The 14,398-nt window shown below is 60.2% G+C and carries 11 protein-coding genes; 5 read left to right on the forward strand and 6 right to left on the reverse strand.

Translation table 11 applies throughout. From position 1 onward, the window contains the following. Positions 1-24 precede the first annotated feature (24 nt). Complete coding sequence (gene gcvP / locus QSJ80_RS08430) at positions 25-2,910, reverse strand: aminomethyl-transferring glycine dehydrogenase (RefSeq protein ID WP_285763993.1); 2,886 nt, start codon at positions 2,908-2,910, stop codon at positions 25-27. 248 nt (positions 2,911-3,158) lie between these two features. On the opposite strand from gcvP, the gene QSJ80_RS08435 reads away from it, so the two are divergent. After that, positions 3,159-3,791 carry a uracil-DNA glycosylase family protein gene (locus QSJ80_RS08435; protein ID WP_285763994.1) on the forward strand — a complete coding sequence of 211 codons (633 nt, stop codon included), beginning with the start codon at positions 3,159-3,161 and terminating at the stop codon, positions 3,789-3,791. A 132-nt stretch (positions 3,792-3,923) separates the two neighbouring features. Then, positions 3,924-4,208: a hypothetical protein gene (locus QSJ80_RS08440; protein WP_285763995.1), complete on the forward strand. Its 285-nt coding sequence runs from the start codon at positions 3,924-3,926 to the stop codon at positions 4,206-4,208. 54 nt (positions 4,209-4,262) lie between these two features. Here the strand turns inward: QSJ80_RS08440 and argS are convergent, their stop codons facing one another. Beyond that, positions 4,263-6,002, reverse strand: a complete 1,740-nt coding sequence (gene argS / locus QSJ80_RS08445; RefSeq protein WP_285763996.1) for an arginine--tRNA ligase — start codon at positions 6,000-6,002, stop codon at positions 4,263-4,265. A 212-nt stretch (positions 6,003-6,214) separates the two neighbouring features. Here argS and sbcB point away from each other — a divergent pair, with 212 nt between their 5' ends. Beyond that, positions 6,215-7,642, forward strand: a complete 1,428-nt coding sequence (gene sbcB / locus QSJ80_RS08450) for an exodeoxyribonuclease I (RefSeq protein WP_285763997.1) — start codon at positions 6,215-6,217, stop codon at positions 7,640-7,642. 111 nt (positions 7,643-7,753) lie between these two features. Beyond that, on the forward strand, positions 7,754-8,767 hold the full coding sequence (locus tag QSJ80_RS08455; RefSeq protein WP_285763998.1) for an aspartate carbamoyltransferase: 1,014 nt from the start codon (positions 7,754-7,756) through the stop codon (positions 8,765-8,767). 650 nt (positions 8,768-9,417) lie between these two features. On the opposite strand, the gene QSJ80_RS08460 is transcribed toward QSJ80_RS08455, so the two are convergent. Then, a complete protein-coding gene (locus QSJ80_RS08460; protein ID WP_285763999.1) occupies positions 9,418-9,591 on the reverse strand; it encodes a hypothetical protein in 174 nt (57 codons plus the stop codon). A 79-nt stretch (positions 9,592-9,670) separates the two neighbouring features. Here QSJ80_RS08460 and QSJ80_RS08465 point away from each other — a divergent pair, with 79 nt between their 5' ends. Beyond that, the gene (locus QSJ80_RS08465) at positions 9,671-11,137 is read left to right on the forward strand and encodes a DUF2867 domain-containing protein (protein ID WP_285764000.1); all 1,467 of its coding nucleotides are present in this window, start codon (positions 9,671-9,673) and stop codon (positions 11,135-11,137) included. Positions 11,138-11,170: 33 nt separating this feature from the next. Here QSJ80_RS08465 and QSJ80_RS08470 read toward each other — a convergent pair whose 3' ends face one another. Genes QSJ80_RS08470 through QSJ80_RS08480 form a run of 3 tightly spaced genes read right to left on the reverse strand, consistent with a single transcriptional unit; the run spans position 11,171 to position 14,248 of the window. Beyond that, the gene (locus QSJ80_RS08470) at positions 11,171-12,229 is read right to left on the reverse strand and encodes a DUF3549 family protein (protein WP_285764001.1); all 1,059 of its coding nucleotides are present in this window, start codon (positions 12,227-12,229) and stop codon (positions 11,171-11,173) included. Positions 12,230-12,232: 3 nt separating this feature from the next. Further along, complete coding sequence (gene nhaC / locus QSJ80_RS08475) at positions 12,233-13,702, reverse strand: Na+/H+ antiporter NhaC (protein ID WP_285764002.1); 1,470 nt, start codon at positions 13,700-13,702, stop codon at positions 12,233-12,235. A gap of 42 nt (positions 13,703-13,744) precedes the next feature. Further along, complete coding sequence (locus QSJ80_RS08480) at positions 13,745-14,248, reverse strand: YchJ family protein (protein WP_285764003.1); 504 nt, start codon at positions 14,246-14,248, stop codon at positions 13,745-13,747. Positions 14,249-14,398: the final 150 nt, after the last annotated feature.

Raw genomic sequence — 14,398 nt, forward strand, 5'->3', positions numbered from 1 at the left:
CGATACACCAGTTTTGCTGGTGGCTTACTCCATGTATTCCTCAATGGAAGGGCAGGAGCAGATCAGGTTGCGATCGCCATACACGTTGTCGATACGGTTCACCGACGGCCACACCTTGTGGTGCTTGAGCCAGCTGGCCGGGCGCCCGGCAACGTCACGGCTGTAGGCGTGGCTCCACTCGTCGGACATGACGTCGTCGAGGGTGTGCGGGGCGTTGTGCAGCGGGTTGTCTTCCGCCGGGTAATTACCCGCTTCCACTTCCGCGATTTCGTTGCGGATGATGGCCATGGTTTCGATAAAGCGATCCAGCTCTTCCTTGGATTCACTCTCGGTCGGCTCGATCATCAGGGTGCCGGCAACCGGGAAGGACATGGTCGGTGAATGGAAACCGAAGTCCATCAGGCGCTTGGCGATGTCCTCCTCCGTGACGCCGCTGGTTTCCTTCAGCGGGCGCAGGTCGATCAGGCACTCGTGCGCAACAAAACCGTTTTTGCCGGTGTAGAGCACTTTGTAGTGCTCGCTGAGTTTCTTGGCCACGTAGTTGGCGTTGACCATGGCCATTTCAGTGGCCTGCTTCATGCCGGTCTTGCCCATCATACGGATATACATCCAGCTGATCGGCAGGATGCTGGCGGAGCCCCAACCTGCAGCGGAGATAGTGCCGTTGGCCATGTCGGTGCCCGGAACCGGGGTCACCGGGTGCGCCGGCAGGAACGGTTTCAGGTGCTCGCCCACACCGATCGGGCCCATGCCCGGGCCGCCGCCACCGTGCGGGATACAGAAAGTCTTGTGCAGGTTCAGGTGGGATACGTCGCCACCGAACTTGCCCGGTGCCGCAACGCCCACCAGCGCGTTCATGTTGGCGCCGTCGATATACACCTGGCCACCCACAGAGTGGATCAGGTCGCAGATCTCGGTAATGCCTTCCTCGAATACACCATGGGTGGACGGGTAGGTAACCATCAGCGCAGCGATGTTTTCACCGTGTTCTGCAACCTTGGCTTTCAGGTCGTCGATGTCGACGTTGCCCATGTTGTCGCAGGCGGTAACCACAACCTTCATGCCCACCATCATGGCGGAGGCCGGGTTGGTGCCGTGCGCGGATGCCGGGATCAGGCAGATGTTGCGCTGCTCGCCCCGGGACTCAAAGTATTTCTTGATGGCTACGAGGCCCGCGTATTCGCCCTGGGAGCCGGCGTTTGGCTGCAGGCTGACGGCATCGTAGCCGGTACAGGCTTCCAGCATCTGCTGCAGGCTTTCGAACAGTGCCTGGTAGCCCTCGGTCTGGCCTGCCGGCGCGAACGGGTGCAGGCGGCCGAATTCGGGCCAGGTCACCGGGATCATTTCCGCGGTGGCGTTCAGCTTCATGGTGCAGGAGCCGAGCGGGATCATGGAGTGGTTCAGTGCGATATCGCGGGACTCCAGGCGCTTGAGGTAGCGCAGCATCTCGGTCTCGCTGTGGTAGCTGTTGAATACCGGATGGGTCAGGAAGTCGCTGGTGCGCTGCAGCGCATGCGGAATACCCATCGGGCCTTTCGCGGCGATTTCGGTATCCAGCATCTGCAGGTCGAGGCCGTGGCTGGCGCCCTTGAAGGCATCGAGGATGTCGGAAACGTCGTGCAGCTTGGCGGTTTCGTGGAAGCTCACACCCAGTTTGTCTTCGCCAACCTTGCGCAGGTTGATCTCGGCTGCCAGTGCGCGCTCGTAAATGGCACTCTGCTGGTCACCGACGTTGACTGTGACGGTATCGAACCAGCTGTCGTGCGCCAGCTCGAAGCCGGATTCCTGCACGCCACGGGCAAAGATGTCAGCCAGGCGCTGGATGCGCGAGGCAATATTCCTGAGGCCTTTCGGGCCGTGGTAGCAGGCGTAGAAGGCACTCATCACGGCCAGCAATACCTGGGAGGTACAGATGTTGGAGTTGGCCTTTTCGCGGCGAATGTGCTGCTCACGAGTCTGCATGGCCATGCGCAGGGCCTGCTTGCCCTTGGTATCGATGGAAACGCCGATGATGCGGCCCGGCGCGGAGCGCTTGTAAGCCTCACGGAATGCGAAGAAACCGGCGTGCGGGCCACCGAAGCCCATCGGAATGCCGAAGCGCTGGTTACAGCCAACCACCACGTCAGCGCCCATTTCGCCCGGTGCCTTCAGGGCCACGAGGCTCATCAGGTCTGTCGCGACGGTGACCAGCGCATTCTTGCCGTGTGCGTCGGCGATGATGTCGGTGAGGTCGCGCACTTTGCCGGTGGAAGCCGGGTATTGCAGCAGCGCGCCAAACAGCTCTTCCGGCAGGGATTCCGGGTTACCCACGACAATTTCAAAACCGAAGTGCTCTGCACGGGTCTTCACTACCGCGATGGTCTGCGGGTGGCAATCCTCGTCCACAAAGAACACGTTGGACTTGTTGCGCTTTACCTGGCGTTTGCACAGGGTCATGGCCTCGGCGGCAGCAGTGCCTTCGTCCAGCATGGATGCATTGGCGAGCTCCATGCCGGTCAGGTCGGTGACCATCTGCTGGAAGTTCAGCAGGCCTTCGAGGCGGCCCTGGGCAATTTCCGGCTGGTACGGGGTGTAGGCGGTGTACCAGCCCGGGTTTTCCAGCACGTTGCGCAGGATGACATTCGGGGTAAAGGTGTCGTGATAGCCCATACCGATGAAGGTGCGGTAAATCTTGTTGCGTTGTGCAATGCCGCGCAGCTCCGCCAGCGCATCCTGCTCGGAAATGGCATCTTTCAGGTCCAGTGCGTCCTGCTTGCGGATTCCGGCCGGGACCGTCTTGGCGATCAGGTCTTCTACACTGGAAACCCCGAGGGTATCCAGCATGGCCTGGGTCTGCTCTGCGTCCGGGCCGATGTGGCGGCCGATGAATTCGTCCTGTTGTTCCAGCTGGTTGAGGGTCGACTGGGTCATAAATCGGAATCCTTAGTCAAAGTACCGCGGCCATCTGAGACCGCCAGAGGCGTGCCATAGGGGTAACCGGAATAGCCGGTCAGGCAATTAGCCGTGCCCCGAAACCTCTGGGGGAGTCGGGTGCCCGGTAAAAATTGCGCGCATGGTAGCAACAGTAGTAGGAGTGGGCAATCTTGGTGCTGTAACGCGTACTTCTGTTGCGGGTCAGGCCTGCGGTACAGCACAGATATGAATAAATTGGTCATTTTGTGGAACTCATCGCCTCAGATAACCCCGCTGAGCGCCTGCTGACCGAGGTACGCGCCTGCAGCCTGTGTCGCGCCCATTTACCGCTGGGCCCGCGGCCGGTTTTGCAACTGGGGGACACTTCAAAAATTGTAGTAATCGGGCAGGCCCCGGGGCTGCGTGTGCATGAAACCGGCGTGCCCTGGAATGACCCGAGTGGCGAGCGCCTGCGCGGCTGGATGGGCATCGCGCGTGAGGACTTTTACGATCCGACGCTCGTTTCGATTTTTCCGATGGGGTTCTGTTATCCGGGCAGGGGGCGTTCCGGTGACCTCCCGCCGCGGCCCGAGTGCGCACCGCGCTGGCATGCCCCGCTGTGGGCACAGCTGCAGTGCGTGGAGCTGGTGCTTTGTGTGGGCCAGTATGCACAGAACTTTTACTTGCCGGGGAAGTACACATCACTCACGGCGAGGGTGGCTGCATGGCGGCAGTTCACGCCGCGCTTTCTGCCTCTGGTGCACCCGTCACCGCGCAATACCCACTGGCTGCAGAAAAATCCCTGGTTTGAGGCCGAGGTCGTGCCCTGGCTCCGGGCGAGGGTGGCGCAATTAATCACGGATGGCGCGGGTGCCGCGGGCAGGCAACCTGGCGCGTGAATTGTTACGGGTGCGGGTCTGGAGAGGGCGGAAGCTTTTTTCGCGCCATTTTGGCGGCATAGCGCACACCCCGAAAAAAACTCAGCTACCTTTAATTAAGTAGCTAGTCCAAATTAAGCGTTTCAGACCATCATGGCTCAACGAGTCTACCTCACCAACGATACGTTGCTGATCCGCGCCCTGTGTGAGCGCCTTGATCGCAGTGGCATCTGTGCATCGGTCCAGAATGCAGTACCGCCGCCGGGCAATGAATTTCCACTGGTGGAAAGCTGGGTTGAGCTCTGGATCCTGCGGGACGCCCAGCTCGTTGAGGCAAAGGGGGTGATCGAGCAGTATCTGGTCGACGACCCTTCCGTGCCATCACCGATACCGCAATCCTTTGATGCGGAACTGAGTCCCCGCTTCAGGATTGCCTGAAACGGGGCTTCCTTTCAAATCAAAGTCGGCTCACAGCCGGTATTGGCGGCAGCCTTACATCTGCTCCATGACTTCAATACCCAGCAAGCCGAGGCCGTGCTCGATGGTTGCCGCAACCAGCTGGCAGAGGCGCAGACGGCTGGCCTTGTCTTCCTCGCTAACACCTTCCTTGAGCACCGGGCAGGCCTCATAAAACGACATGTAGGCGCTGGCCAGGTCGTAGAGGTAGGTACAGAGTACGTGCGGGAAGGCATCCTTGGAAACCTGTTCCAGCATTTCCTCAAACTGGCATAGCTTCAGCGCCAGCTGCTGTTCCTGCGGCGCAGCCACGACGATACTGCCGCTGAGCTGTTCCGGGTTGATACCAGCCTTGCGGAAGATGCTGCGTACGCGGGTGTAGGCGTATTGCAGGTAGGGCGCGGTGTTGCCCTCAAAGCTGAGCATGGAGTCCCAGCTGAAGATGTAATCGTTGGTGCGGGTCTTGGACAGGTCGGCGTACTTGACCGCACCGATGCCCACCTTGCGTGCGATTTCCGCGCGGGTCTCCGGCGCAAGCTCGGGGTTCTTCTCTGCCACCAGCTTGTCGGCGCGCTCAACCGCCTCATCCAGCAGTTCTGCCAGCTTGACGGTGCCGCCAGTGCGGGTTTTGAACGGTTTGCCGTCCGCACCCATCATGGTGCCGAAGGGGTGGTGCTCGAGGCTTGTGTCATCGGACGCGTAGCCGGCCTTGCGCGCAACGGTGAAGACCTGCTGCATATGCAGCGACTGGCGCGCATCGATGAAATACATGATGCGGTCGGAGTCGAGCTTGCTGACGCGGTAGCGGATTGCGGCCAGGTCGGTGGTGGCATACAGGTAACCGCCGCCGCGCTTCTGCACGATCACGACACTCGGGTTGCCTTCCTTGTCTGCCATCTCCGGCAGAAACACGACCTGGGCGCCGTCATCTTCCACCGCCAGGCCCTGCTGTTGCAGGTCTGCCACCAGCACGGGCAGGTCGGCGTTGTACATGCTCTCCGGTGCGACATCGGAATGTTTCAGGGTGACATTCAGCTTGTCGTAGATTTCCTCACTGTGGCTGACGGAAACCTCGATGAATTTCTCCCACAACGCACTGCACCGCGGGTCGCCGCCCTGCAGCTTGACCACGTAATCGCGGGCGCGGTCGGCGAAGCCTTCCTCGTCATCGAAGCGCAGCTTGGCCTCGCGGTAAAAAGCTTCCAGGTCTGAAAGTGCGACTTCCGCCACTTCATTGGCTTCCAGCTTGTCCTGCAGGTGCGCCAGCAGCATGCCGAACTGGGTGCCCCAGTCGCCCATGTGGTTCTGGCGGATGACCTTGTGGCCCTGGAATTCCAGCAGTCGCACCAGCGCATCACCGATGATGGTGGAGCGCAGGTGGCCAACGTGCATTTCCTTGGCCAGGTTCGGCGCAGAATAGTCGACCACCACAGTCTGCGGATTGGTGGTATTGCCGATGCTCAGGCGCGGGTCAGCCAGTGCCTTGTCCAGTGAGGTGCCGAGGAAGGCCGGGTCCAGGTGGATGTTGATAAAGCCCGGGCCTGCGATTTCAACCTTGGTGGCAATGCCCTCGAGATTCAGTTTCTCGACGATGCTGGTCGCCAACTCACGCGGGTTGGTGCCCATGTGCTTGGCCGCGGCCATGGCGCCGTTGGCCTGGTAGTCGCCAAAGCCCGCCTTTTTTGCGGGTGCGAGGTGCGGGCCGAACTTGGCCGGAATATGGGCTTCCAGCATGGCGGCTTGTACTTTGTCGGTCAGCAGCTGACGGATATTCATCGTGTCGGACGGTCTCGGTGTTTGCTCGGTGCTGGCTCGGTGCTGGACAGTCTCGAGGCTTGCCCGGCTTTCCCGCAGGGGAATACCGGCTATTCAGGTATAGAGGGTAGCGGGATTTTAGCGACCGGGGCATGCATTGCAAGCTCGGGCATTTTCCCGGCGCGGCGTGCGCGATAGACTGCGACAAAGCATAAGATAAGGAAGCCGGTGCCTTGAACAATCAGTCAACCCTCTATTGGCACGATTACGAGACCTGGGGAACGGATCCCGCCCGGGACAAGCCGGCGCAGTTTGCCGGCATTCGCACGGATGAGGACCTGAACATCATCGGCGATCCGTTGATGATCTACTGTCGCCCGCCGGAAGATTGCCTGCCGCAGCCGATGGCCTGCCTGGTGACCGGCATTGCCCCGCAGAAGGCGGAGGCGGAGGGCCTGCCGGAGCCGGAGTTTATGGCGCAGATCCACCGCGAGTTTATTCAGGCGGGAACCTGCGGGGTGGGTTACAACAGTATCCGTTTTGACGATGAGGTAACCCGCTATGGCCTCTATCGCAATTTTTACGACCCATACAAGCGCGAGTGGTTCGGTGGCAACAGCCGCTGGGACATCATCGACATGGTGCGGCTTACCTATGCGTTGCGCCCGCAGGGCATCGAGTGGCCTGAGCGGGAAGCGGGAGTGCCGTCCTTCCGCCTTGAGCAACTGACCGCGGCCAATGGTATTGCCCATGAAGGTGCGCACGATGCATTGTCGGATGTGCTGGCCACTATCGAGATGGCACGCCTGATCCGGCAAAAGCAGCCGAAATTGTACGAGTTCGCATATCGCCTGCGGCGCAAGCAGGAAGCCACAAAATTGATCGATGTGCACACGCGCAAGCCGCTGCTGCATATTTCCGGCAAGGTACCGGCCGCCAACGGCCACCTGACCTACATTCTCCCGCTCGCCATGCACCCGGTGAACCGCAATGCGGTCATCTGCGCGAACCTGGGTGAAGACCCCGAAGCCATACTTTCCCTGGATGCGGACCAGCTGAGGGAAAGGCTCTACACGCCGCGTGCAGAGTTGCCGGAAGGGGCGGCCCCGGCCGGCCTCAAGCTGGTGCACCTGAACAAGTGCCCGATCCTGGCGCCGCCCAATATGCTCGATGACAGGCGCGCTGCGGAACTCGGAATTGACAAGGCGCGCTGCGAAGCGCACTGGCAGAAGTTGCGGCAAGCGGATGTTGCGGCCAAGGTGCGGGAGGTATTCACAGGCGATGACTTCCCGCAGCGGGATGCGGAAGCAAGCCTCTATGCCGGTTTTATCAGCGATGCAGACCGGGACCTGTGCCGTGAGGTCCTGGGCAGCCCACCGGAGCGGTTGGCGTCGCTGGGGCATGGTTTCAGTGACGAGCGCCTGCCGGAGTTGCTTTTTCGTTACCGCGCACGGAATTACCCCGCCACCCTCTCCGAGAAGGAGCAGGTGACCTGGCGCGACTGGGTCTATCGTCGCCTTACAGACCCGGCTGCGGGTGGTAGCCTCACTCTGGAAGACTACTTTAATACCGTAGAGGCGCTGCGGGCGGACCATACCGATCCGCGTGAGCAGGCGCTGCTGGACCAGCTGGTGGCCTGGGGGGATTCGCGCCTGGCCTGACGTGGTCACTGCCCGATACGCTTCTGGTGCTAGGGCCACAAGCCATTAGGCAGTACAATGCCGACCCGGTAAAGGCGGGCCTGCGCCAGGGCGTCTGCAGAGGAGTAAAGCGTGGACTTTATCGGTACCCATATCTTATCGGTCAACCAATTCGAGCGGGCAGACATCGAGCATGTTTTCGATGTGGCTGATCGCCTGGTGCCCTACGCGCGGCGCCAGAAAGTTACCCGCGTGCTCGAAGGGGCCATTCTCGGCAATATGTTCTTCGAGCCCAGTACCCGTACGCGCATGAGCTTCGGCGCCGCTTTCAACCTACTTGGCGGTACGGTGCGGGAAACCGTCGGTATTTCCAGCTCGGCAATCGCCAAGGGCGAATCCCTGTACGATACGGCGCGTGTACTCTCCGGGTACAGTGACGTGGTCTGCATGCGTCACCCGCAGCCCGGATCCGCGGCGGAATTTGCCGCGGCGAGCCGTGTCCCGGTCATCAACGGTGGTGACGGCGCCAATGAACACCCGACCCAGGCGTTGCTGGACCTGTACACCATCCGCAAGGAGCTGGCTGCAAAACAGCGGGGCCTGGATGGGCTGCGCATTGCCATGATCGGGGATCTGAAACACGGCCGCACAGTGCACTCGTTGTGCAAACTCCTGTGCCTGTTCAACAGGGTGCAGGTTGTACTGGTATCGCCGGCTGCGCTGGCGATGCCGGGTGAAATTGTGGAAATGTTACGTGGTGCCGGGCACGAAGTGCGAACTTCGGACGAGCTTGAGGGTTCGATCAGTCACGTCGACATTGTCTACTCCACGCGTATCCAGGAGGAGCGATTCGAGTCACAGGAAGAGGCCAACCATTACCGTGGCCAGTTCCGCCTGAATCGTGCGATCTATACGCGCCACTGTGAGCCAAACACGGTCATCATGCACCCGCTGCCAAGGGATTCACGTGCAGAAGCCAATGAGCTGGACACCGACCTGAACGAGCACCCGAACCTGGCGATTTTCCGACAGACGGATAACGGCCTGCTGGTGCGCATGGCGCTGTTTGCGCTGATTCTCGGTGTTGAGGATAAGGTGGACTACTACTCACACCCGGTACGCTGGCACAGTCGTCGGGAATATTGAATAGATTGCTGGGCCCTGGAGGGCGGGACCTGTTCAGCAAAAGGTTCAAGAGCACGTACTTTTCAGCACCCGCCGTCAATCGTCCTTAATGATCGCGAGCGAGCCTCAGCCTCTCTCCAGAGGCACAACGAGGCTGCCTGCCCACGCAATAAAACTCGCCGAACGTCAGCGTTAATAATGTAAGTCTTGTCTCAGCTCTGGCAAAAAAACGCCGAATCTTTCGAGACGGCGCTTTGTGCCAGATCTGACTCGACTTAAATTACTTGACCACCTTCATGCAACGAGTGTTGTCGTCGACCATAAAGCAGTCCGCATCAGATGGACAAGCCATGTTGGTAGGAATCTGCTCCGTCCCCGCTGGGCACATCACAGGCGCTGGTGTGCTACAACAGCCGGCGAGCAGCAATGAACAAACGATACCCATCAAATAGGTGGTTGGAGTGAATTTCATCCCCTGACTCCTTTCGGTTGATTTCATTCAAAAGCGTAGACAAAAATATGTCACTTGTTCGGTGTGTTCGTAAAAATATTTACTATGCACTTACCGCTTATTGGAGTGTAATAGGCCGGCAGAAGAAATTTGGGGTAGGCACCAATTCGAGAGGATTCGCGCGCCGGTTTTTACCTTTTTTTAAGGGTTTTTTTCACGGTTACCCGATTTTTTGCGGTTTGCAGAATTCCTGAAATGCGGAAAATGGCAGATTAATTTTTAATTCGCTGCTGTTGGCGGATTTCTTTTTTGGGAAAATATTTCTCTCGGGTATCTCGGAATGCCAGGCGGTGGTGATGGCTAAACTAGAAGGCAACACCGTGCCGACTTTCATGCCAGTTACATCTCAATGTGCCTGATTTGGCGGCGCGCTCCGGCGTAACTTTTCTGTTTTTCGGGACATCATTAACCCAATGCCTGCCCAAAACATCCTGATTCTCGGCGCGAGCGGCTTTGTAGGTAGCCACCTGGTCCCTGAGCTGATCGCGGAGGGACATCTTGTCCGGGTTGCCTCCAGGGACCTGCCGCCACTGGAGAGCTTCGGGTGGCCGGGTGTTGAATTGCTCCCGCTGGATTTTGATCGCTCGGAAACGCTGGACCGGGCCTGTGGTGATATCGATACCATCTACTACCTGCTGCAGGGACGCGCCTCAGATGAGAGTATCGAGGATGTAGAGCAAAGCATGGCGCGCTCTGTCTGCAAGGCTGCGGATCGAGCGGGGGTAAAACGCATTATTTACCTGAGCGTGCTTCAGGAGGGTGGCGGGGAGCCTCTTCGAAGCAGCCAGTACCTGCGGGCGCGCTACCGGACATCAAAGATACTCGCCTCGGGTTCAGCATCACTGACCGAATTACGCGCCGCCATTGTCATTGGGCCGGGTTCGGTGGCGTTCGAGCTGATGCGCGACGTGGTGGTGCACCTGCCTGTGGTTTTCGCGCCTCCTGTAATCGAGAACCGCGCCCAGCCAATCGCCCTGGACAATGTGCTGGAGTACCTGCTGGCGGTTCTGAATCTGCCTGAGACCGAGGGGCGTCGCTTCGATATCAGTGGCCCCGCGATGCTCAGCTATCGCGAGCAGATGGAGCAGATGGCGACGGTGATGGGGAAGAGTATCCAGGTAAAAGTGTCCTCTCGTATTTCCCGTAAAATCGCCCGTGCCGGCCTCTCGCTGGCCTCCTCTGTGCCGCGGGACTCTGCCAATGCGCTGCTCAGCGGTATGGGATTCGATTTTCGCGCCAAGCCCGAGGCCCTGCGTGCGCTGGTGCCGCAGAAGTTGTTGATGTTCGATGAGGCCGTGCAGAGCAGCCTGCTACGAGAGCAGGCCAGCGCCGGTGCGACTCGCTGGCGGCAGGGCTCCCTGCGCTACCGCAATTACGACCCCCGCAATGGCTACTTTGCAAAAACAGCGCGCGGTTCGGCCACAACCAATGCCTCACCGGCAGAGGTCTGGTCGCTGGTGGAGCGGATTGGCGGCGAGCGCGGGTATTATTTTGGCGACTGGCTGTGGCGACTGCGCGGCTGGATGGACTTCTGCGCGGGCGGGCGCGGGAATATTCGGTGCAGGGACGATGCGGTGCATCTGCGTCCGCGCGGGCGTGTGGATTCGTGGCGGATCATCACTGTGCAGGAGGGGCGCATGGTCGAGCTGGGCCTGCGTATGAAGGCACCGGGCGCTGGGATTCTGCAGATCGAGGTAATACCTGAGGGTAGTGGTAGTCGCCTGGAGATTATCTCCTACTGGCACCCGTCCGGCTTCTGGGGAATGCTCTACTGGCGTGCACTGGCGCCCGTTCTGGGGTATGTGCTGCCGGGTATGGCCCGCTCTATCTGTATGCGGGCAGAGCAGCAAGGCAGTGAAAATGGCGTGGTGTCGGGCTAGCTGCGGGGCAAGGTGCAGGGCAGGACGCGGGCGTTAATGCACCGAGCCGGGTGTGTCGCTGGCACCGCGCAGGAAAGCGCCAAATTTTGCGGCAATAACTTCATCGCGATCCGGGCTGCGGATAACCTGCAGCAGGCGGTTGCGCACTTCAGGCAGGTACATCAGGTCGGAAAGCAGCAGGTTAAAGCCGCTCTGGTCCAGGTGTTCTGCCGCCTTGCTGAGCCACAGCGCTGCCAGCCTGTCGTCTTCAAAATCCGTACAGCAACGGCTCGCAAGTGCGGCCAGTACTTCAACGTTGGCGCCCGCTTCGGACCCCAGCAAATCGATCAGAAAGTCGCGGCGCATGCCTGAGGCGGCGCTGTTCGAAACGCCGCGTACTGCGGCGGCGATCAGGCCAAAATTGGGTTCACTGGTCGCGCGCTCGGCCCGTGCGCGGCGGATGATCCTTTCACACAGCTGGTGCGGAATGGCTTCGCTTTCCAGGCACTGGCAAAGCGCAATGAATACCGGCCCCTCGATAAGTTCGAGTTGCTGCTCCAGCAGTTCCTGTTGTTCCTGCCAGCGCACGGAAACATCCGCGATGCCCTGCATGGCAAGGTTTTGCCAGCCGGCTTTCCCTTCGCTGCGCAGGTAGTCCATTGTCGCCCCAAAATGTGGCCCCGGTTTCTGGGCCAGGGCGAGTGCAGCCCTGGCATGGAATACGGCGCGACGATCCTCAGCCGGCGTGTAGATAACTTCGCTACCATCGAGGGCGCGCTGCAGCCCGGCGGCTGGATCCTGGTCACCGGCGTCTGCGAGGCTCTGCAGGAGTCGACGCAGGAATGCGTCGCGTTCGCTCAGTCTGAGCTTGCCCTGCTCGTCGAGGGGCAAGCGCAGGAACCAGACGATCGGGGTCTGCTTGTCTTCGTCAAACCACAGCAGCAAACCGAGCCAGGCCTGCTGCAGGTAGGGGTGGGGCCAGGGGGCATCGCCCGCTTCAAAAGACTCCACCACCTTGCGCGGCACAGGCTGCAGGCGCCGGCCGAGATCGAACCAGCGCTGCCGGAGGCCGGCCTGGTCCAGAAGTTCGAACAGGGTGGTGGGTGTATCCATGGTTTAGCCAGCCTGTTGGATATTGGCGCGGTTCAGGGGCATCTGCTTGAAGTTGAAGTAACCGTAAGCGATGGCCAGCAACGGGCAAATCAGGTTGAACAGGGCGAACGGCGCGTAGGCAAAAGTCGCAACGCCGAGGGTTGCACTCATGTAGGCACCGCAGGTGTTCCACGGGATCAGCACGGAGGTGATGGTCCCGGAGTCTTCCAGCGTACGGGAAAGGTTGAGGCCATCGAGCCCCTTCTCCTCGAAGGCTTCGCGGAACATGCGGCCCGGCAGGATAATCGCCATGTACTGGTCGCCGGCGGCGACGTTCATGCCAAAACAGGTGAAGACGGTTGTCGTAATCAGCCCGGAAACGGTTTTCACACCGGACAGTGCGGACTTGACGATGCGCTCCAGGAAACCGGCCTTTTCCATCGCACCGCCGAATGCCATGGCAGAAACGATCAACCATACCGTATTGAGCATGCTCTCCATGCCGCCCTTGGAAAGCAGCTTGGCAACCGCCGGCAATTCAGAGGTGGATGAATAGCCCCCGAACAGGCTGATCCACACGCCCTTCAGCAGGTCCCAGCCGCTGCCGGAGCTGTCCGCGAGCTTTTCCACTGCCTGCGGCTGCAGGAAGACAGCCATGACGCACGCGGCCAGGGTGCCGATCATCAGGGCGGGGAAGGCCGGGACCTTTTTCCAGGCCAGGTAAAGCAGCAGGGCCAGCGGTAACAGGGTAATTGCGCTGATATGAAATTCACCTGCAAGGGCGGCGCGCAGGGTCTCTATCTGTTCGCCGGATACGCGAGCGTGCTCCGAAGTCAGGCCCAACACACTGAAGATAACCAGTGCGGCGACGAACGCCGGGATAGTGGTCCAGAGCATATGGCGGATATGCTGGAACAGGTCCCGCGATGCCACGGCAGCGGCCACGTTGGTGGTGTCCGACAGCGGTGACAGCTTGTCACCAAAATAGGCGCCGGAAATAATCGCACCGGCGGTGATGGCGTCGTTCAGGCCCAGCGCCTTCGAAATGCCGATCAGCGCGATACCGAGGGTGGCTGCAGTCGTCCAGGAGGAGCCGATGCTCAGGCCGACGATGGCGCAGATGATGGTGCAGGCGGGGTAGAACCAGTCCGGCGACAGAATCTGTACGCCGTAGTAGATCATGGAGGGCACCGTGCCCGACAGGATCCAGCTACCCACCATGGCGCCGACCATCAGCAGGATCAGTACGGCACCGAATACGAGGCCGATACCGTGCAGCATGCCCGCTTCCATTTCCTTATAGCTGAAGCCGTTCTTGATACCGATCAGGCTGGCGAGCAGCGCACACAGGATCAGTGCAATCTGGTTAGGGCCATAGGATGAGTCGGCACCGAAAAACTGAACCGAGGCAATGAGAAGCGCTATCAGGACAAGCAGCGGGGTAAGTGCGTCAAGCAGGCTTGGCGCTCTGGTGGTTTGGCTGGTTTGGGTCACATTTCACTCCACAACTTTATTCTTATAGGTCCGCCGGTATTGCTATAGGCCCGCCGGTGGCATTGAGGTTGCCTGCCCGCAGCACTTCTTGAGCTTCCGGCCGCTGCCGCAGGGACAGGGCTGGTTGCGGTCCAGTTTGGCTTTTTTGTGTACACCGTCCAGGTAATACCAGTTGCCATCCTTGCGGACGAACCGGGACAATTCCCTGAGCGTGCGAATGCGGCCATTCTCCCGATAGATGGCAGTAAAGTCCACTGTGCCGCCGGTATCCGCGGGTTTGCCTGCCGCGGTTTCATTGATTTGCAGTGCCAGCCACTCGATACCCCGGTTCCAGTCCCGGATCGCGGCCGCGGGGTGCTGGTCGCGGGTTTCCACTGCGGTGGTGGCGACGAGGTAATCCACCTCGCCCCGGCAGTAGGCGCTATAGCGCGAGCGCATCAGCGCCTCTGCCGTCTTTGCGGGCTCCTTACCCAGGATACAGGGCCCGCAGCAATGCTCGAAGGAGGCCCCGCTGCCGCATGGGCAGACTTTCTGGTCAGTTGGCATTTTTATGGTAGTTCCGGTATGTTCTGCGGCGTTTTAGCCTGGGTCCGGTCTGCGGCCGCCGCCCGGGTAGCCGCGACCGCCCGGGCATGTACAGTTCTGGCCAGCGCAGGTTGCGGCTTCCGACACAATAATGAACAAAAGCCCACGACT

The sequence above is a fragment of the Biformimicrobium ophioploci genome (assembly GCF_030270605.1).
Lineage (GTDB): Bacteria > Pseudomonadota > Gammaproteobacteria > Pseudomonadales > Cellvibrionaceae > Biformimicrobium > Biformimicrobium ophioploci.